Origin of the sequence: Micromonospora sp. WMMD712 (assembly GCF_029581295.1) — a bacterium.
Classification (GTDB): domain Bacteria; phylum Actinomycetota; class Actinomycetes; order Mycobacteriales; family Micromonosporaceae; genus Micromonospora; species Micromonospora carbonacea.
In genome coordinates this window covers 1,473,158-1,492,197 of record NZ_CP120743.1, presented here as the reverse complement: position 1 = coordinate 1,492,197, position 19,040 = coordinate 1,473,158, and the positions used below count along the sequence as shown (strand labels likewise).

Sequence of the window (19,040 nt, the reverse complement as noted above, 5' to 3'; positions counted from 1 at the left end):
CGCGTGCTGCCCGGCCCTCCGGCGTGCTCACAGCCCGGCTGCGGCGTCGTACCTCCGGCGCAGGTCGGCCATCTCCGTGGCGGCCAGCGCCTCCTCCTGCGCCAGCGTCGCGTACTTGGCCGGGAACATCTGGTGCAGCCGGTCGATGAACCTGACGTTCTCGGTCGCCTCGACGACCTGGATGCCCAGGGGCTCGGTGGACATGTCCATGATCAGCGGCCCGGCCAGCTTGACCGCCACGTCCCAGGGGCGCTTCTGCTCGGCGATCCCGCAGAGGTGGAAGCCGTACACCTTCTGGACGTCGGCGAGGGTGGCGGCCGCGGCCGGCTCGTAGCCGTAGACGCGGACCCCGCAGATCACCGGCGGCTTCGCCTCGGTGGCGGCCTGTTGGGCGTTGTGCCCGGCGTGGTTGTGCTGCCCCGGGTCCGCCTGTTCGAGCGTGGTGCGCATCCGGGCCACGATCTGCGCCTGCAGGTCCGCCGGCTCCGCCTCCCCGCCGGCGGCCCGGTTGAGGAAGACCACGCCGGCCGCCACCGTCAGCAGGATCACCGCCACCCACACCAGGCGGTGGCGATACCACCCTGCGAAACCCTCTCGGGAACTCATGATCGCTTCTCACCTCGTTGCCGGCCCTGCCGCGCAGGCAGGCCGATCGGATGCCCCCGAGCGCCGGGCGTCGAGCGCGTCGACTGTCGGGGACACGTGCCGGGGGACAATCGTGGCGGGCGGGAGCGCCCGCCCGGCGTGGTGCCCGTCATCGGGCGATGACCCGGTGATGTGGCGTGCGGGCGACCGCCGAAGCGGCGTGCTGCCGGCACTGCCCTGCTCCCGTGCTTGCCGTTGCTCAGCGCGGTTGCCCCCGCGCTGCGGCGATATGAGCTATTCCAACACGTCTGGATCGGCTCTGGCAATATCGACGGGCGTTGGTGTGGGTCTGCTGGGCGGCACCGGGCTGACCGGTCAGAAGGCGCGCAGGTCCACCGCGAGGCCGTCGGAGCCGGTGTGGCTGACCGCGACCCAGTCCGCGCCGGCTCCGGCGAGCCAGCCCGGATAGCGGCCGAGCTGACGGCCGGTGCGAGCCTCGTACACGAGCACGACCGGCCGGTCGTCCTCCGCCGCGCTGACCGCCACCAGTCCCTCCGTCACCGCCGACCGCCAGCTCGCCGACGCGCCCGACAGCAGCGGATCGGGCGCCGTCCAGCGGGTCACGCCGGTGGACAGGTCCAGCAAGGCCAGCTCACCCGTATCGGCGTTGCCCCGCACCAGCACCGAGTGGCTGTCACCGTCGATCGGCACCCCGGCGGCGGCGCCCTTCCAGACCGTGCGACCGGTCCGTAGGTCGACCAGTTGCGGCCGTCCGTCGGCGGTGACCGCGACGAGCCGGGTGCCGGCGCCGATCAGGGTCAGCCCGCTGTGCTGGTGGGCCAACCGCTTGCCGCACCCGCCGTCCTCCCTGCGTCCGCTGAAGACCACGCCGGACCAGCCCTTGTCGCCGGTGGCCGCGTCGACGGTGGCGATGCTGACCGTGCAACGCTGTTCGCCCCGCGCAGGGTCGTTGTCGGTGGTCACCAGCAGGTCCCCGGCCACGAAGCCGTACCAGGCCCGGTTCGGCAGCCGTCCGGCGCCGACCCGACCGGTGGTGGGAGCGACCGGGGCGTAGGCGGCCGACCGGGGGGACGTGCTCAGCCGCACCGCGACGTATCGGCCGCTGGCCGGCGCGTACGGCGCGCGGGCACCGAGGGTCACGTCGCTCACCCTGGCGGACCGGTCGGCGGGCCGTTCCCAGAGTTGGCGACCGCTCCGCACGTCCCGGCCGACGATCGTGCACGTCGCGGAATCGCCGGTGCCGGCGCACTCCCTGGCGTAGACGGTCTGTTCGTGGACGACGACGTCCTGGCTGCCCGCCGTCCGCCACCGGGTGACGCCGGTGGCCGCGTCGAGCACCTCCATGCCGCCGTCGTCGCTGTCGGCGGCCACGATCGAATCGCCGGCGATCACATACTGGTAGCCCGTGGTGAACGGATGACGCCACCGCTCCTGGCCGGTGGCGCGGTCCACGGCCCGCAGTTCCCTCGTGTCGGGGACCAGGACCACCGGACCGATCTCGCCCAGCTGCTGGTCGAGCCGCCGCAGCGGCACCGACCAGGCTGGCGGCGGGCCCTCGGCGGCGGGCGACGTGATCCTCTGCCGCAGGCTCTCCTGAGTCTCCTCGACCCGCACGGACGGTCGATCCGTCCGCTCGGCCCGGGGCGCGGTGCAGCCGGGGAGCCCTGCGGCCAGGATCAGGGCGAGGGCGGCGACACTCCAACGGGCTGGGCGGTGCGACGGCGACAACGGTCTTCCCCTCGATCGGCGGTCCGTTCCCACCGTAGGACCCGCCGGCACCTCGCGCTCGGCCCGTCCGTGGTGCGACCCGCCGATCAGGTCGGGGCAGGGCGGGCATGGCACCGGGCGCCGGGTGGCCCGGCCGCCGCGTCAGTACACGTAGGGCCAGGCGGCCGCGTCGTAGCCGATGCGGTTGATGCCGAGCAGCGACGTGCCGTTGTCGGCGTAGTAGTGGTAGAACAGGCAGTCGCCGTCGCTGTCGCCGAGGACCGCCTGGTGGCCGGGGCCGTGGATGCTGCCGTGCGAGGCGAGGATCTCGGTGCCCCCGCCCGAGAGCATGGCGCGTCCGGCCCGGTCGACGAACGGCCCGGTCGGGCTCGCCGACCGGCCCACCATGACGCGGTAGGTGCTGCTGGCGCCCTGGCAGCAGCGGTCGAACGAGACGTACAGGTAGTACCAGGCGCCACGCTTGACCATCACGGGCGCCTCGATGCCGGGACCGTAGCTGGCGAGGCTGTGCATCGACGTGCCGAGCCGGCGTCCGGTGGCCGGATCGATCTGGATCAGCTTGATCCCGGACCAGAACGAACCGAAGCTCAACCACCAGCGGCCCTGGTCGTCGACGACGAGGTTCGGGTCGATCGCGTTGAAGTCGTCCGACGTGCGCGACTCGATGACGAGACCCTCGTTGGTCCAGCTTCCGGACGCGCCGGTGGCGCTGGTCGCCAGGAAGATGGCCGAGCGGTTGGAGCCGAAGGTCGACGCCGAGTAGTAGAGGTGGTAGCGGCCGTTGCGGTACGACAGGTCCGGCGCCCACAGGTTGCGGGAGCCGCCGGTGTAGGTGGTGGTCCAGGGCGCGCCGCCGGGGAAGACCGCGCCGGCGTTGCGGAAGGTGATCCGGTCCGTCGACGTCTTCAGCGCGATGTTGTCCCCGGTGTGCGCGACGAGGTAGGTGCCGTCGGGCCGCTTGACCACGGTCGGATCGTGGACGCCGACGTCCCCGGCGACCCTGCCCGGCTGCGGGTAGGCCGGCGCCGTGGTGGTCGGCGTCCCGCCGCCCAGGCGCACCAGCTGCCACTGCTGGTTGGCGCCGTCGACGTTGGAGTATGCGGTGAGCCGGCCCCCGTCGGCTGTCGACCACTCCCACAGGTCGATCACCTTGCTCGACTGCCGGTTGACGAACCGCACGAATCCGCCGGCGGAGTCCTGCAACCGGAACTGCTGCGTGGCGGAGCCCCGGTCGGTGGTCTGCACCAACTGGGTGCCGTCGGCGGCGCTCGGCAGCTCCAGCACCTTCCCGCTGTGCCGCGACCGCACCTTGTAGAAGCCGTCGCCGACGTCGACGAACTGCCACTGCTGCACCGCGAGGTCGTTGCGGGTCCACTGGTTCACCGGCGCGTTCTCCGCCGTCGACCAGTCGTACAGGTCCATCGCCTTGCCGCTGTGCCGGTTGACGAAGACGTACGACGCGGACGTGTCCACGGTCGCCGCCGAGGCCGACGGCGGGCCGAACACCGCGGTGCCCGCCAGCATCGTCACCGCCGCGCCGATGGCCAGCCCGACCCGCCGTGCATGCCGTCGCGGGCCCACCCCCGGCAGCCGATTCAGCCTGGTCATCGAAGCCTCCTTCGAGTGGTCGGCCGGCCCGGGGCGCTGCGCCGTGGCGGCGACGCCCGGCGCCCGACGGACGGATCCCCCCGCGCCGGCCCGGATCGCCTGGCGGGGCGGGTGCCGGATCAGCAGCTCCGCGGCTGCCAGGTCACCTTGATGACGTACATGGGCACGTACAGGTCCCCGTCGCCGCCCGGCACGACGCAGATCGTGCCGGTGAGCGGCGTGCCGAGATACGTGTAGGACCAGGTGATCTCGGCCTTCCTGGCCGTGTAGTTGTAGAAGTTGAACGCCGCGACGTTTCCGGTCCACTCGCTGTTCGTCGTCAGGGACGGGGTGGACGTGGGGCCCTCCGGCGGGTGGTTCCAGTTCGGCCAGATGCAGAGCATGCCCTGCGGGCAGTTCCCGGCCCCCCAGCCCTGGGTCGACACCGGCGCGGGCGCCGCCGCGGCGGCGGGAGCGGTGGCCAGCACGCCGGCGACGGACGCGGCGACGGCGATGGATTTCCAGAGCATGGTCCACCCGCTTCGAGAGAAGTCAATCGACGGACGTCAAAGTTATCGCCGAAAAGTTGAGCGGTCAAGAATGTGGGCGGACGGCTGTCGGGGCTGCTGACGCCGGCTGCGGTCGACGGCCCGGTGGCGGCAGGACGGTCCGCGTGCCCGGCCCGCGCTGCCGCCACCTGATCCGGTCGACCCGGTGTCCCTAGCCCGGCAGCCAGGCCCGGAAGTACCAGCCGTTGTACTGGCTGTCGGGCAGCGTGCGGTATTCGCAGCTGTTGCTCACCTCGCCCCAGTAGCTGGCCTGGATGCGGTAGGCCTCGCACTCCTCGTACGTCGTGAAGTAGCCGTTCCAGTCGAATGGCACGGCGAGGGCCGGAGTCGGCTGGACCGTGAAACTGACGGTTGCCGCGGCGGTGGCGACAACCGCGAGGCGGACGAGCCGGCGGCGGAGCGGCTGGGTCATGGGGGATCCCTTCCGGGGCGGCGACTGACTGTTCGCCTACCGTAGATCCAGGACCGCCGATCTGCTGATCCGCCGTTCGGGTGGGTGGCGCCGCCTGCGGCGACCACCTGGCACGCCGGACCGGAAGTCGCCGCTCAGGTGGAGTCGCGCTCGATCCGGAAGCCCAGCTTGATCAACAGCCTGATGGTCCCGTCGATGAGCTCCCGGTCGTAGGACTTGTCGTCGTCGTCCAGCTCTTCGTAGGCCACCAGGTTCGGGTGGGTCTTCTTCTCGTCGTCGCGGGCCTCGCCGTATGTCCACCCGTCCGCGAGCCGCTTCGCGGCCCAGATGTCGTGCGCCTGCCGGGAGAGCGTCTCCCGTTCGTCGCGCACCGGCTTCGGCACCTCGATCCCGCTGGTGTCAATCGGCTGCGGTTGCCACACCGGATGCCCCCTCGTCTGCCGCGTCGGTGCGCGGCGGTCGCGGCCAGTGCGCCGAGACTAGCCGGCTGACGACGGTGAAGGCGCGCTCCGCCGCCGCCTCCCGGCCCGCATCGTCCGCGCCGGGCGGCGCGACCCCGGCGACCGCGCTGAAGTGGCTGATCCGCCCGTATGTCCGGAACTCCTCCAGCTGCTCGACCGTGTCGACCGAGAGCACGCCCACCGCCACCGCGTCCGGCCACGCCTCCAGCACCGGGGCGAACGCCGACTCCTGCGGCGCGTGCACCACCTCGTCGCCGACGGCCAGCGTGCCCCGCGCCACCGACGGCAGTCCGTCGGCCGACGCCGCGACCCCGGGGTCGGTCGGGTAGTCCCGGTCCAGGCTGGGCACGAACGAGCTGTCCACACTGAACCGGTGGAAGCCGCAGATCCGGTCGGCGACCACCACGTCGGCCGGCACCAGGGCCGACGCGGTGCCGAGCAGCACGACGTGCTCCGGCCCGAACGCCTCGACGGCCGCGCGCAACGCCTCCCGGCCGCCGTCCGCGCCGGCCCGGCAGAGCACCAGCTGGTAGCCGCTGCCCTGCGGGCGGGCCACGGTGCCGCCGAGCCAGCCGAAGCGGTTGGGGTGCTCGGCCGTGCCGACCACCGGGGACGGGTCGCGCAGCGTGCGGGCCGCCGCCGCGTACTCCGTCGGGCCGGTCGCGAGGACGACCACGTCCACGTCGGGCGCCATCCGCCCGCCGGACACGGAGACCTCGATGCGGGGGCGGTGCCGCCGGTCGGTCAGGTCGGTGAGCGCCCGGTCCACGTCGTCGACGATGCGCCGCACCCGCGCCACGTCGTCCAGGTGCATGATCGAGGTGCCCTGGATCGGGACCGAGGCGCCGGCGCCGTGGTCGAGGAAGTAGGGCAGGACCCGCATGCGCCGCTGGCCGCTCAGCTCCAGCGCGATGTCCATCTCCTTGCGGCACCACGTGCTGTCGAGGTAGTGCCGGCTCACCAGCGGCACGAAGATCCGGCACTCGCCGACCTTGGCGAGCAGGCGGTGCTCCCACGCCTTGCCGCGCGGCAGGTCGCTGTTGAACAGGTAGTGGAAGTGCTCGACGTTGCGCAGGTCGAGCTCCTGCGCGACGAGCTGCGCGAGGTCGTTGTCGCCCTGGGCGCTGCTGAGGAAGACGGGGCCCTGGTCGCGGCCGAGGCTCCAGACGTACCGGCGGGCCTCCTCCAGGCCGGCGAACTGGAGCCGGGGCATCTGTAGCCGGCCGATCTCCCGGCCCAGCTCCGGCAGCAGCCCGTCCACGTCGGACCACCAGATGGCGTGTCGGTTGACCGCGCTGGACGCCTGGAGGGCGTGGCTGACCGCGAGCCGGGGCAGTTGCCTGGCCGCGCGGTCCTCGGCGCGGTGGCACACCAGCCGGACCGTCGGCACCCCACGGGCCTGGAGGAACGGCAGCACCCACGACGGCGTCCGCGGGTCCAGGACGTCGAGGAGGACGAAGTCGTAGCGGTCCAGCAGCGTCGCTGCGCCCGCGGCGTCGACCTCGTCCCGCAGCAGCGCCTCGGAGATGTTCTCCACCTGCCAGCCGGCCTGCGCGATGAGCCGGCGCAGCTCCGGCGCGGCGGCCGCGTACTCGCGGGTCGGCGGGAGCATCAGCGCGGCGGCGCCCAGCGGCCGGTCCACCTCGTCGGCGTGCTCCCGGGCGCGGGCCACCAGCTCGTCGAGCGCCTCCAGCGGCATCCGGTAGGCGGCGAGCCGGTTGCGGTTGAACGGACGGGCCAGGTCCGCGCCGATGAAATGGCGGGCCGGAATGTTGATCTCCGGGATCACGAGCCTCGGCCGATTCGCCAGCACCGCCATCCCGTACTCGTGCACCGCGAACGGTGAGCAGCGGTATTGCGGCTGGTTTTCCCGACGGGTGACGACGGCGACGAAACACGCGGTGCGCCGCATCATCAACTCAAGGTGCATAGTGGACAACGTCGCCGAGCGCGGGTCGACGGCGAGTGCGAACCGCTCGGAGAGCGCCTCCAGAAAGAAGTCCGTGACCCGCCGGTCCAGCACGTCGTAGCTGTGGCTGAAGTATGCCGCCGGCCGCTCGTCCAGCATCTCCGCTCTCCTCTTCAGGCCACTATCCGACAGACCGCTCAACATCAACGACCACCGCCGCCGGAGTTATGCTCAGGTTAACCGCCGCGCTCACTCAACGAACGCGTTGATTTCCTGATCAAGGAGCGGGCACCGTGTCAGAAAACCAGCGGAACGTCGAGATCCTCTCCGAGGATGTGCTTCTCACCACCGCCATCTTCACCATTCGACAGGCCAGACTCCGTTATCGCCGCTTCGGTGCGGACCGCTCGTTGTCGGGCGACTGGAGCGAGGAGGTCACCCTCGTCAACGCCGACCGGGGCGACTCCGCCGCGGCGGTCATTGTGGACACCTCGCGCGACGAGGTCGTTCTCGTCGAGCAGTTCCGCTATCCGACCCTGGGCGACGGGTCAGGGTGGCTGGTCGAGCTCGTCGCCGGAATGGTCCGCGCCGACGAAGAACCGGAGTCCGCGATCCGCCGCGAGATCCGGGAGGAGATCGGGTACGACGTCCGAGCCCTCGACCGGATCTGCACGCTCTACCCCTCGCCCGGCGGATCGTCGGAGCGGGTCGTCCTCTTCTACGGGGAGGTCGACGACAGCCTGCGGGTCGGCGAGGGCGGCGGTCGCGCCGACGAGGCGGAGAACATCGCCCGCCGTGCCGTGCCGCTCGGCGACCTGCCGGACCTGATCGACAGCGGCACGATCCGCGACGCGAAGACCCTGGCCGGGCTCCTCTGGCTGCGCCTGTTGCGGTCCCGCCGGTGACGCCCCTGCTGCTCGCCGTCACCGGCGTGCTGGTGTCGATCGGCATCCTGCTGCAGATCCTGTTCTCCGACCCGCGGCGCGCCGGCCGACAGGCCGCGATGCAGCTCCCGTCCGTGCTGCTCTACGCGGTCGCGGTGTCACTGCTGATGTTCTCGATCTTCCCCGACTCGTACGCCGACGGCCGGGCCCTCGGGTTCAGCATCGGCGGCGCGGCGGCGTTCGTCCTCGCCTTCACCACCCTCTCCTTCCAGTGGCTGGCCCGCGCCGGCAAGCGCGACGAACTCGAAGCTGACGCCCGCCGCGCCCGGGAGGAGGTCGAGCAGCTCAAGCTGCGGCTCACCATCGTGGAGGCCGCGCGGAAGCCGCAGCGCCTGCAACGCACCGTCCGGACCCTCGCCCTCGTCCGGCAGGACCGCCGGCACCGGCTCGGCATCGTCACCGGCAACATCGCCAACGTCACCGGCGTCGACGTCTGGGTGAACGCCGAGAACACCCAGATGGAGATGGCCCGCCCGACGGAGCCGACCATCTCCGGCACGATCCGCTACCGGGGCGGCCGGCGGGACGCGGCCGGCACCCTGGTCGACGACCTCATCTACGCCGAGCTGCGCGAGGTGGCCCGGCGCACCCCGGTCGCCCCCGCCACGGTCTTCACCACCACGTCCGGCGCGCTCGCCGACGCCAACGGCGTCAAGCGGATCCTGCACGTCGCCTCGGTGGACGGCTCACCGGGCACCGGCTACCGGCAGGTCGCCGACGTCGGCGGCTGCATGCGCAACGTGCTGGCCGAGTTGGACCGGCTCAACGCCGCCGGCGAGCAGCTGCGCAGCGTCCTCCTGCCGCTGCTCGGCACCGGCAACGGCGGCGGCGACCCGGAGCGGACCGCGAAGGTCATGATCGAGGCCGCGCTGGACTACTTCCGGGCGCACCCCGCCTCCCGGGTACGCACCGTCTACCTGCTCGCCTTCACCGACCTGGAGGAGCAGATCGTCCGCCTGGCGCTGACCGAGCACGGCGACACCAGCGGTCTCGTGCGGGAGTGACCGTGCTCGCCGGCGCAGTCGAGACGATCGCGGGGGTCGGCCCGGCCGGCGTCCTGTTCTGGACCGGGGCCGGCATCTCCCGGGGCGCGCCGAGCTGCCTGCCGACCGGCTGGCAGCTCACCGAGCGGACCTTCTCGGCGCTGTTCCGGCCGTTCACCCTGGAGACCGTCCTCGCGTACCACGAACTGCTGGGCTGGCGGCGTGGCGCCATCTGCCCGGCGGAGCCGGCACGGACCCGCGTGCCCCGGCTGGAGACCGCACTCGGCGCGGGCGCCCGGCAGAGCCCCGACGTGGTCGGGGAGATCCTCGCCGACGTGCGGGACGCCCGGCCCAACCCGGTGCACGAGTTCCTCGCCGCCCACCTGGACGCGGGCGGGCGGCAGCTCACCGCCAACTTCGACCTCTGCGTCGAGCGCGCCTTCGCGGCGCGGCGCGGGCGGCCGCCGTGCCCGCAGCAGCTCCACCACTTCCACCACGCCCTCGCCGACGGCACGGACCCGGCCCGCCTGGGCGCCACCCTCGCGCACATCGAACGCGGCTTCGACGACGCCGCCCGGGCCGCGTTCGTCGAACGCCTGCGGGGCCCCGCCCGCCGGATCGTCGTCGTCGGCTACAGCGGCAGCGACTTCTTCGACGTGGACGTGGCGGTGGCCGACCTGCCGCCGGGCGCGCTGCACGGGCGAACCGTCCACTGGGTCAACCACTCGTCCTGCGCCTGGCACCGGCCGGATCCGCAGCCGCCCGCCGCCGTGTTCGGGGTCGAGGCCGGCGACCCGGCCGGCACCCTGCCCGCCCTGGCGGGACATCTGCGCAGGGCCGGGGCCACCGTCGACTTCCTCTGTGGCCCGACCACCGAACTCCTCGACGGGCTCGCGTCCCGTTGGGGGTTCGACCCGGTGCCGCCGCCGGTGCTGCGGCCACCGCGCCCGGTCAGCGCCGTCGTCGACGACCGACGTCGGCTGGCCGGCACGTTCCTGTTCTACCGGGCGGTCGGCCTCGTCCCCGAGGTCCGCCGGCTGCTCCCCGCCGAGCCGGACGTCCCCGCCGAGGAGCTGGTCCTGTCCCGCTCGGACCTGATGTGGGAGGAGGGCCGGTACGCCGACCTGCGCCGCTGGTGGCGGCGGCAGCCACCGTCGCCGCGGCGCACCGAACGGATCGGGGCGACGCTGTGGGTCCAGGGTCGGCTGCTGCCCGCGTACGCGTGGTTGACGTGGCACCGGCGGCGGGTGTCGGACGACGCGGAGCTGCGGCTGATCGCCGAGACCGAGGCCCGGGTGATCGAGCACATGGGGCTGGTGCCCGACCTGCGCTGGCTGGCCCGTCTCCTGGGCCGCGGGGTCGGCCGCTGGCTGCCCAGGCCCAGCCGGCAGGACGGGCTGCATGGCTTCCGGCGACTGACCGACGTCCACGGCAGCCTGCGGCACGCCATGGCAGCCGTTCCCCGGCCGGAGGCCGAGGCGGCCGAGACGCAGGAGTGGTTCCTGGAGGCCGGCAACGTGCACGCCGCGCTCTCCTACCAGCACCGGCGGCTGCGGGACAACCACCGGGCCGCCACGCCCGTCGCCGAGTTGACCCGGCGCTACCGTGACCAGCAGCGCCGCGCCGAGCTCCTCGGCTCGACGGCGGCGGCGTGGCGGGTGCTGCTGCTCCCGCGCGCCGGGCAGGTGTTCACCCTGCGCGAGGCGGTCGTCGGCTGCGCCGCCGTGCAGTTCGGCGCCTGGCACCGGGTGCGCCTGCTGGGCCGTCTCCTGCTCGACCGGGTCCGGCTCCGGGGCAGGGCGTAGGGCGCGCCCGCGCGGCACCGGGGCAGGCGGGTCAGGCCGCGGGCAGCCGCACCTCGAACTGACAGCCGCGGCCGGTGTTGCGCACGTCGACCCGGCCCCCGTGTGCCTCGACGAGGCCGCGCACGATCGCCAGGCCGAGACCTCCGCCGCCACCGGATCCGGCCGCCCCCGGGGTGCGGGCGCGTTCGCCGCGGAAGGCGACGTCGAAGACGCGGTCCAGGTCCTCCTCGGGGATGCCGCCGCAGGTGTCGGAGACGGCGAGCCACACGGCGTCGCGCTCGTGGCCGGCGGCGATGTGCACGGTGCCGTCCTCGGGGGTGTACCGGACGGAGTTGATCAGCAGGTTGCTGACGACGCGGGCGAGCTCGCGTTCGCCGGCGCGGACGAGGGGCCAGCCGCTGTCGGCGGCGACGAGGTGGATCCGGCGGCGGGCGGCGAGCGGGGCGACGCCGGCGATCGCGTCGGACACCACGTCGCGCAGCGGCACGGTGGTGGGCGCGAGCCGCAGTGCCCCCGCGTTGATCCGGGACAGCTCGAACAGGTCGTCGACGAGCTGGGTCATCCGGTCGGTCTCGACCCGGATGCGTCGGTGGTATTCGTCGACGGTGGCCGGGTCGTCGATGATGCGGTCCTCCAGGGCCTCGGCCATCGCCCGCAGCCCGGCGAGCGGGGTACGCAGGTCGTGGGACACCCAGGCGACGAGTTCGCGCCGCCCGGCCTCCAGCCGGCGTTCCCGGTCCCGGGCCGCCTGCGCCCAGACGGCGGAGGCGGCCAGCCGGCTGCCGAAGACCGCGCCGACGGCGAGGCTGATCACCGCGGAGGCGCTCACGGTGACGAGGACGACCCACAGGTCGTGCGGGGACAGGAACATCGCCTGGGCGACCGTGGCGACGCCGACGACCACGGCCAGCACGGTGACGATGAGCAGCACCAGCACGTGCACGAGGATCGACCGGCCGCGCAGCAGTCGCAGCGCCCCGGCGCCGGCCAGCCCGACGACGCCTCCGGCGACCAGGGCGTAGAGCCCGATGAGCAGCGTGTCGGTCACCGCGGGGGTTCCCCGTCGAGCGGGTCGTAGCGGTAGCCGACGCCCCAGATGGTGCGGATGCGGCGCGGTTCGGCCGGGTCGTTCTCGATCTTCTCGCGCAGCCGGCGGACGTGGACGGTCACCGTCGACTGGTCGCCGAACTGCCAGCCCCACACCCGGTCCAGGAGCTCGGCGCGGGACCACGCGCGCCCGGGGTGGCGCAGGAGGAAGGCCAGCAGCTCGAACTCCCGGACGGTCAGCGCCAGCGGCGCGCCGTCGCGCTCGGCGACGCGGCGGGCGGTGTCGACGGTCAGCTCGGCGTCGACGAGCCGGGTGCGGTCGGCCGGGCCGGTGGCGGGCCCGCTGGCGCGGCGCAGCACCGAACGGATCCGCAGGACGAGCTCCCGGGGGGAGAACGGCTTGGTCACGTAGTCGTCGGCGCCGACCTCCAGCCCTAGGACGCGGTCGGCCTCCTCGCCGAGGGCGGTGAGCATGATCACCGGGAGGTCCGGCAGCTGCCTGCGGATCCGGCGGCACACCTCCAGGCCGTCGATGCCGGGCATCATCAGGTCGAGCACCACGAGATCGGGCCGGTGGGTGGCGATCGCCGCGAGGCCGTCGGCGCCGTCGGCGGCCAGCCGGACCTCGCAGCCGTCCTGTTCCAGGTAGCGCCGCACGACGTCGCTGACCGTGGGGTCGTCGTCGACCACCAGCACCCGATGTCCCATCCCGGCCACGCTACCCACCGGCCGCCGGCGGGCCGCCACCGCCGGGTCTTTCGGATCCCTTACGGCCCGCCGTCGACCGGCCCCGCCCGCGGCCCGCCGTCGACCGGCGACGCAGGTCCGCCGCCAGGCACGCCGCCAGCGTCGCGCCGGCGACGACGAGCAGGACGACGGCGAGGTTGCGGCCGTAGGGCAGGGGCAGCACCGAGGGGTTGTCCGGGCGCCTGCCGAAGCCGAGGACCAGCGGCGCCGCCACGACGGTGAGCGCGGCGGCGCTGATGGCGGCGGCGCGCGCCACGGGCCGGTGCCGGCGCGGCACGAACCGGGCGACCGCCGCGCCGACGGCCAGCAGCGCGGCCATCCAGACGAGGTCGTGACCGGCCAGCACACCGGCCAGGAAGAGCAGCACGCCGGCCGGCTTCAGGTCGGGGTCGGCGCTGCCGCCCACGACGGCGTACCCCATCAGCAGGACGCCGGCGGCGACGAGCGCCGCCCGGACCCTCACCGCCCGCCCCGCACGGTGATGCTCCCGACCCACTTGGTCTGGAGCACGCCGGGCCGGTTCGGGGCGATCAACCGCGCCGGGTAGCCGTGGTCGGGGTGCAGGGGCTCGCCGTCCAGCCGCAGGGCGATCAGCGTCAGCGGGTCGCGGACGTGGGCCGGCGCGACGGTCGACGTGCGGTAGCGGCCGGCGATCTCCAGCGACTCGACGAGGACGCCCGCCCGGTCCGGGTCGCCGCCCACGAGGGCCACCAGGTCGCGCAGCCGCACCCCGGTCCACCGCCCGCCGGCGCTCCACCCCTCCACGCAGGCGATCGGCAGGTCGGCGGTGTGCTGCGCGAGGGCGTGCAGAGCGGCGAGGTCCAGGTCGGCCCGACCGGCGGGGCCGACGACCGCCAGCCGGTAGGACGGGTCGAGCGCGCGGGCGCGTACCCCGGCGGCGTCGGCGGTCCGGTTGACCGGGAGCCCCTGCGGCCCCACGTCGGGCCGGCGGGGGGCGAGCACCGCCAGGCCCGCCAGCGGCCGGACGGTCTGCCCGACCGTGGCCAGGGTGACCAGCCCGGCCGCGGCGGCGACGCCGCCGAGCAGACCGCGCCGGGTCAGCCGGCCCGACGGCGGCTCCGCGGCGGGCCGGGCGAGCGCGGCCCGCACGGTCGGCAGTCGTACGCCGACGTGCACCAGCAGCGCGCCGACCGCCAGCCACGCCACCCAGTAGTGGCCGGCGGTGAAGAAGAACGGCATCGGCGCGTACCAGCGGGAGACGTTGAGGACGCCGCCGATCACCTGGAACAGCGCGGCGGCGACCAGGACGCCGACGCTGGCGCGGTCGAGCGCGTGGGCGACCGAGCGGACCGGCGGCCAGGCGAACAGGCGCGGGTAGGCCGACCACAGCTTGCCGCCGAGCAGCGGCACCGTGGCGAGCCCGGTCGCCACGTGCAGGCCCTGGGTGAACCGGTAGAGCCCCACCGGGCGGGCCGGCCACCCGAACCAGCCCGGCGGGTGCTGGATCAGGTGGCTGAGCAGCCCGGTGAGGAAGCAGACGGCGAACGCCACGCCGAGGGCGACGCCGAGCTGGCTGGTCAGCCGGGTCGACCGCAGCCGGGACGGGAACGCGCCGGCGCGCAGCGGTCCGCGCCGCAGTGCCGTGGGCGGCGTCGGCAGCGGCGTCGACAACCAGCGGGCGAGCCGCCGCAGGACCGCCGGAGGGCCGCTCACGCGGGGACCAGGGTGGCGAACCAGCGGCCCGCCGCCGTCCAGGTGTCCAGGATGCGCAGCGCCGTGGTCCCGGCCAGCGCGGGCAGGCCGTCGAGGGGCACGCAGGCCCAGCTCAACGTGCTGCCGACGCCGCCGGGGGCCTGCACCACGGCGGCACCGGACCACGCGGGCGTGCCGGGTGGCGCGACCTCGGCGTGCAGCCGGCCGTCGGCCGCCAGCAACCGGCGGCAGCGGCGCAGCAGCCGGTGCGGGTCCCCGCCGATGCCGACGTTGCCGTCGGCGAGCAGCAGGTGCTGCCAGCGGCCGGTCCCCGGCACCGGGTCGAAGACGTCGCGTTGCAGCGCGACCGCGCCGCGGCTGCGGGCCAGGCGGACCGCGGCGGCGCTGATGTCGATGCCGAGGGCCGGACGGCCGGCGTCGATCAGCGCGCCGGTGAGCCGGCCGGGCCCGCAGCCGACGTCGAGGGTGGCGCCGGTGCAGCGGGCGAGCAGCGTCGAGTCGCCGGCGGTCGCGTCCCGGCACCAGACGGCCGGGTCGAACCGCAGCTCGCCGCCGCCCGGGTGCCGGGCCGTGAACGCGGCGGTGACTCCCGACGCGGCCCGGTCGAACACGGCGTCGAAGACCGCGACGGCGGTCACCGGCCGACCGCCGCGCGGGACGGCACGTCGACGTCGACGGCGACGGCGAACCGGCTGCCCGCCGGGCACCGGGCGGCCACGGCGTGCGCGTCGGCCGCGGTGTCCACGTCGCGCAGCCGGGGCAGCAGGTGGACCCGCAGGCCGCGGCGGCGCAGCGCGGCCAGGGTGAGCCGCCCGGTGCGCGCCGTGGAGGTGGGGATCGCGCGCAGGGCCTCGGCGTGGCCGGGCGCGCGCAGGCCCAGCGCCCACCAGCCGCCGTCGTCGGCCGGCCCGAGCACCGCGTCCGGCCCGTCCGCCGTGTCGAGCAGCCCCACGGCGGTGTCGAGGTGTGCGGCGGTGAGCTGCGGGGTGTCCATGCCGATCAGCAGGGTCGCCGCAGCCGCCCCGCGTCCGTCGGTGACCGGGCGGGCGTCGGCGAACGCGTTGGCGATGCGGTCGCCGAGGGGGCCGCCGCGCTGGGCGAGCCGCTGCCAGCCCGCCGGGGCCGGGTGGTCGCCGTCGACGACCAGGATCCGCGCGCCGGCCGTGGCCGCGGCGACGGTGTCGAGGGTGTCGGCCAGGGCGGCCGCGGCGACCCGGGCGGCCTGTTCGGGGGTGCAGGGCGGACAGAGCCGCGTCTTCACCCGGCCGGGTTGCGGCGTCTTGGCCAGCACCAGGACTCCAGGGGCGCTCACCGGGCCAGCACCGCGCTCATGTCCCGCACGGCGCGGGCGGTGCCGAGCACCGTGCCGGTCACCTTCGAGCGGGTGCCGGCCGCCCGGGGGTGGTAGTCGACGTCGACCTCGACCACCCGCCAGCCGGCCCGGCCCGCCTCGATCAGCAGCTCCAGCGGGTAGCCGAACCGGCGGTCGCGCAGCCCCAGCGCCAGCAGGTCGGCGCGGCGCACGGCCCGGATCGGCCCGATGTCGTGGAGGTCGAGGCCGGTCGTGCGGCGCAGCCGGTGGGCGAGGACCGCGTTGGCGACCCGGGCGTGCAGGGGCCACACGCCCCGCGCGGTGGGGCGGCGACGTCCGGTGCCCAGGTGCGCCTCGCCGGCCCGGACGGGGTCGGCGAGCCGGGGCAGTTGCGCCGGGTCGAAGGACCCGTCGGCGTCCAGCACGCACACCACGCCGTCGCCGGGGTCGGCCGCCAGGACCCCGGCGTGCACGGCGGCGCCGTATCCGGGCTCGGCCACGCTGATCACCTCGGCGCCGCAGGCGCGGGCCACCTCCGCCGAGCCGTCGGTCGAGCCGTTGTCCACCACGATCGGCCGGTAGCCGGCCGGCATCCGGGCGAGCAGGCCGGGCAGGGCCGGCGCCTCGTTGCGGCAGGGAAGAACCACATCGGTCATGCCGCGGACGCTAGGACGCGATCCGCCCGGAAATCCTTACCTGGCGGTGACAGAGTCTTACGGAACGGTGACCCGGGCCGGAGTTTCTTACGAACCGCTGACGACGGGCCGTCGCCGGTGTGGACGGCCGCGTCCCGGCTCTACCGTCGGCGCCGTGACTCACGTACTCGTTACCGGCGGCGCCGGATTCATCGGAACCCACGTCGTGACCGCCCTGCACGACGCCGGCCACCGGGTGACCGTCGTGGACGCCGGCCATCCCGGCGCGCACCGCCTGCCGCTGCCGGACACCGTGGCGGGGGCCCCGCTCGTCCGGCTCGACCTGCGGGACCGGCCCGCCGTCGCCGACGCCCTGGCCGGCGTCGACGCGGTGGTCCACCAGGCGGCCATGGTGGGCCTCGGCGTCGACCTGGACGACCTGCCCGAGTACGTCGGCTGCAACGACCTCGGCACCGCCGTCCTGCTCGCCGCGATGGCCCGCGCGGGGGTGCACCGGCTCGTGCTCGCCAGCTCCATGGTCGTCTACGGCGAGGGCGCGTACGCCTGCGCCGGGCACGGCCCGGTCCGCCCCGCGCCGCGCGGCGTCGCCGACCTGGCCGCCGGCCGCTTCGAGCCGGGCTGCCCGAGCTGCGGCCTCGCCGTCACGCCGGGACTGGTCGACGAGGAGGCCCCGCTGGATCCGCGCAGCGTGTACGCCGCCACGAAGGTCGCCCAGGAGCACCTCACCGCGGCCTGGGCCCGGCAGACCGGCGGCAGCGTCGTGGCGCTGCGGTACCACAACGTCTACGGGCCCGGGATGCCCCGCGACACGCCGTACAGCGGGGTCGCGGCGATCTTCCGCTCCGCGCTGGAGGCCGGGCGGGCGCCGCGGGTGTTCGAGGACGGCGGCCAGCGCCGCGACTTCGTGCACGTGCGCGACGTGGCGGCGGCCAACCTCGCCGCGCTGGCGGCGACCGGCACGCGCACCGGCTGGCGCGCGTACAACGTCGCCTCCGGTCGCCCGGCCACCGTCGGCGAGCTGGCCGCGGAGCTGGCGCGGGCCGCCGGCGGGCCCCCGCCCGTGGTCACCGGCGAGTTCCGGCTCGGCGACGTGCGGCACGTGGTCGCCTCGCCCGCCCGGGCCGAGGCCGAGCTCGGGTTCCGGGCCGCCGTGGGGCTCGCCGCCGGGATCGCGGAGTTCGCCCACGCGCCGCTGCGCGGATGAGGGTCCGGCTGCCGGGCGCGGTGCCGTCCCCCTCGACGCAGCGGGGGCGGCGTCCGCCGCGGGCCGACCTGATCGCCGCCGCCGCGGCACTCGGCCTGTTCGCGGCGGCCGCCGTCACCGGCGGCGTGCTGTACGCGCTGGGCCGCCCGGTGTACGCCAGCGCGGCGCCGCTGTCGGCGCACTGGCTGCCGCACGTCGGCCCCGGCACGCCGGCGGCGCTGCTGCTGGCCGCGCTGGTGTGCTGGCGGGGACCGGCGCTGGCCGCCCGGCTGCCCTGGCGGCCGCTGCTGGCGCTGTCCTACGCCACCGCCGTGGCCTGGACGCTGTCGCTCGCCCTGGTCGACGGCTGGCGGCGCGGCGTCGCCGGCCGGCTCACCACCGTCCACGAGTACCTGCACGAGGTGCCCGGCGTCACCGACGTCCCGGCCATGCTGGGGGAGTTCACCACCCGGATCCTCGACTTCCAGCCGGATTCCTGGACCACCCACGTGTCCGGTCACCCGCCGGGGGCGCTGCTCGTCTTCGTCTGGCTCGACCGGGCCGGGCTGGGCGGCGGCGGTTGGGCCGGCCTGCTGTGCATCCTGGCCGGGGCGCTCGTCGCCGTCGCCGTGCCGCACACCGTACGGCTGCTCGGCAGCGGTGCGGCGGCCCGTGCCGTGCTGCCGTTCGCGGCGCTGTTCCCCGGCGTGGTCTGGTCCGGGGTGTCGGCCGACGGGCTGTTCGCCGGGGTGACCGCCACCGGCGTCGCCCTGCTGGCGCACGGCGTCACCCGGGGGCGTGCCGTGGGCGCGGTCGCCGGTGGCGCGGTGCTGGCGTTCGGCTGCTACCTCTCCTACGGGCTCGTCCTGATGGCCCCGGTCGCCCTGGCGGTCGTCGTGCTGGCGGGCCGGCACCGGCCCACCGTGGGCTGGGCGTTCGCCGGGGCGGCACCGGTCGTGGCCGCGTTCACGGCCGCCGGCTTCTGGTGGCCCACCGGCTACCATCTCGTCGTCGAGCGCTACTACCAGGGCATCGCCGCCGATCGCGCGTACGGCTACTGGGTCTGGGCCAACCTGGCGCTCGTGGTCGCCGCCGCCGGCCCGGCGGCGGCCGTGCTGCTGCGCCGCGCGGTGCTGGCCGGCTGGCGGGCCGTCGCGCTGCGGCGACCGGGTGCGGAGCACGCCGCCTGGCTGCTGCCCCTCGCCGCCACGGCGGCGATCGTCGCCGCGGACCTGTCCGGCTACAGCAAGGCCGAGGTCGAACGCATCTGGCTGCCGTTCACCGCCTGGCTGATGGCCGGGGCGGCGCTGATCCCGCCCGCCGACCGCCGCACGTGGCTCGCCGTGCAGGCGGGGGCGGCCCTGACGGTCAACCACCTGCTGCTGACGGGCTGGTAGGCGCGCCGGGGGCGGCGGTC

Annotated in this window: 19 protein-coding genes; 5 read left to right on the top strand and 14 right to left on the bottom strand. The window is 75.0% G+C overall.

All coding sequences use genetic code 11. The annotated features are described in order from the left end of the window. Positions 1-27: 27 nt before the first annotated feature. From O7633_RS06120 to O7633_RS06090, 7 genes are all read right to left on the bottom strand, one after another. Positions 28-606, bottom strand: a complete 579-nt coding sequence (locus O7633_RS06120; RefSeq protein ID WP_282326668.1) for a hypothetical protein — start codon at positions 604-606, stop codon at positions 28-30. Positions 607-960: 354 nt separating this feature from the next. Next, a complete protein-coding gene (locus O7633_RS06115; protein ID WP_282326666.1) occupies positions 961-2,220 on the bottom strand; it encodes a PQQ-binding-like beta-propeller repeat protein in 1,260 nt (419 codons plus the stop codon). A 255-nt stretch (positions 2,221-2,475) separates the two neighbouring features. Continuing rightward, complete coding sequence (locus tag O7633_RS06110; protein WP_282326665.1) at positions 2,476-3,942, bottom strand: family 43 glycosylhydrolase; 1,467 nt, start codon at positions 3,940-3,942, stop codon at positions 2,476-2,478. Between the two features lie 119 nt (positions 3,943-4,061). After that, positions 4,062-4,451 (bottom strand): hypothetical protein, encoded by a 390-nt coding sequence (locus tag O7633_RS06105; protein WP_282326664.1) that lies wholly within the window; start codon positions 4,449-4,451, stop codon positions 4,062-4,064. Positions 4,452-4,641: 190 nt separating this feature from the next. Continuing rightward, positions 4,642-4,902: a hypothetical protein gene (locus O7633_RS06100; RefSeq protein WP_278135999.1), complete on the bottom strand. Its 261-nt coding sequence runs from the start codon at positions 4,900-4,902 to the stop codon at positions 4,642-4,644. Positions 4,903-5,036: 134 nt separating this feature from the next. Then, entirely contained in the window at positions 5,037-5,324 is a 288-nt protein-coding gene (locus O7633_RS06095) for a RyR domain-containing protein (RefSeq protein WP_282326663.1), read from the bottom strand. Then, on the bottom strand, positions 5,302-7,431 hold the full coding sequence (locus O7633_RS06090) for a TIR domain-containing protein (protein ID WP_282326662.1): 2,130 nt from the start codon (positions 7,429-7,431) through the stop codon (positions 5,302-5,304). The genes O7633_RS06095 and O7633_RS06090 overlap by 23 nt, the downstream gene beginning before the upstream one ends. A gap of 134 nt (positions 7,432-7,565) precedes the next feature. Between O7633_RS06090 and O7633_RS06085 the strand changes: the two genes are divergently transcribed. From O7633_RS06085 to O7633_RS06075, 3 genes are read left to right on the top strand one after another with little or no spacing between them, the layout of a single operon-like run. Next, positions 7,566-8,177: an NUDIX hydrolase gene (locus tag O7633_RS06085; protein WP_278135997.1), complete on the top strand. Its 612-nt coding sequence runs from the start codon at positions 7,566-7,568 to the stop codon at positions 8,175-8,177. Then, entirely contained in the window at positions 8,174-9,220 is a 1,047-nt protein-coding gene (locus O7633_RS06080) for a macro domain-containing protein (protein WP_282326661.1), read from the top strand. The genes O7633_RS06085 and O7633_RS06080 overlap by 4 nt, the downstream gene beginning before the upstream one ends. 2 nt (positions 9,221-9,222) lie before the next feature. Beyond that, positions 9,223-11,004, top strand: a complete 1,782-nt coding sequence (locus O7633_RS06075; protein ID WP_282326659.1) for a hypothetical protein — start codon at positions 9,223-9,225, stop codon at positions 11,002-11,004. Positions 11,005-11,035: 31 nt separating this feature from the next. Here the strand turns inward: O7633_RS06075 and O7633_RS06070 are convergent, their stop codons facing one another. Genes O7633_RS06070 through O7633_RS06040 form a run of 7 tightly spaced genes read right to left on the bottom strand, consistent with a single transcriptional unit; the run spans position 11,036 to position 16,440 of the window. Then, positions 11,036-12,052 carry a HAMP domain-containing sensor histidine kinase gene (locus O7633_RS06070; protein WP_278135994.1) on the bottom strand — a complete coding sequence of 339 codons (1,017 nt, stop codon included), beginning with the start codon at positions 12,050-12,052 and terminating at the stop codon, positions 11,036-11,038. Next, positions 12,049-12,759: a response regulator transcription factor gene (locus O7633_RS06065; RefSeq protein ID WP_278135993.1), complete on the bottom strand. Its 711-nt coding sequence runs from the start codon at positions 12,757-12,759 to the stop codon at positions 12,049-12,051. The genes O7633_RS06070 and O7633_RS06065 overlap by 4 nt, the downstream gene beginning before the upstream one ends. Before the next feature lie 10 nt (positions 12,760-12,769). Continuing rightward, positions 12,770-13,261, bottom strand: coding sequence for a hypothetical protein (locus O7633_RS06060; protein ID WP_282326656.1), 492 nt, complete (start codon positions 13,259-13,261; stop codon positions 12,770-12,772). Next, the gene (locus O7633_RS06055; protein WP_282326655.1) at positions 13,258-14,472 is read right to left on the bottom strand and encodes a molybdopterin-dependent oxidoreductase; all 1,215 of its coding nucleotides are present in this window, start codon (positions 14,470-14,472) and stop codon (positions 13,258-13,260) included. Before O7633_RS06055 ends, O7633_RS06060 begins: the two co-directional genes overlap by 4 nt. Beyond that, complete coding sequence (locus O7633_RS06050) at positions 14,469-15,110, bottom strand: class I SAM-dependent methyltransferase (RefSeq protein ID WP_282326654.1); 642 nt, start codon at positions 15,108-15,110, stop codon at positions 14,469-14,471. Before O7633_RS06050 ends, O7633_RS06055 begins: the two co-directional genes overlap by 4 nt. Next, on the bottom strand, positions 15,107-15,784 hold the full coding sequence (locus O7633_RS06045) for a TIGR04282 family arsenosugar biosynthesis glycosyltransferase (RefSeq protein ID WP_282326653.1): 678 nt from the start codon (positions 15,782-15,784) through the stop codon (positions 15,107-15,109). Before O7633_RS06045 ends, O7633_RS06050 begins: the two co-directional genes overlap by 4 nt. Beyond that, on the bottom strand, positions 15,781-16,440 hold the full coding sequence (locus O7633_RS06040) for a glycosyltransferase family 2 protein (RefSeq protein ID WP_282326652.1): 660 nt from the start codon (positions 16,438-16,440) through the stop codon (positions 15,781-15,783). The genes O7633_RS06045 and O7633_RS06040 overlap by 4 nt, the downstream gene beginning before the upstream one ends. A 154-nt stretch (positions 16,441-16,594) precedes the next feature. Between O7633_RS06040 and O7633_RS06035 the strand changes: the two genes are divergently transcribed. Together O7633_RS06035 and O7633_RS06030 are read left to right on the top strand one after the other, a co-directional pair. Further along, positions 16,595-17,644 (top strand): NAD-dependent epimerase/dehydratase family protein, encoded by a 1,050-nt coding sequence (locus tag O7633_RS06035; RefSeq protein ID WP_074473109.1) that lies wholly within the window; start codon positions 16,595-16,597, stop codon positions 17,642-17,644. Further along, positions 17,641-19,020: a hypothetical protein gene (locus O7633_RS06030; RefSeq protein WP_282326651.1), complete on the top strand. Its 1,380-nt coding sequence runs from the start codon at positions 17,641-17,643 to the stop codon at positions 19,018-19,020. Before O7633_RS06035 ends, O7633_RS06030 begins: the two co-directional genes overlap by 4 nt. The last annotated feature ends 20 nt before the right edge of the window (positions 19,021-19,040 follow it).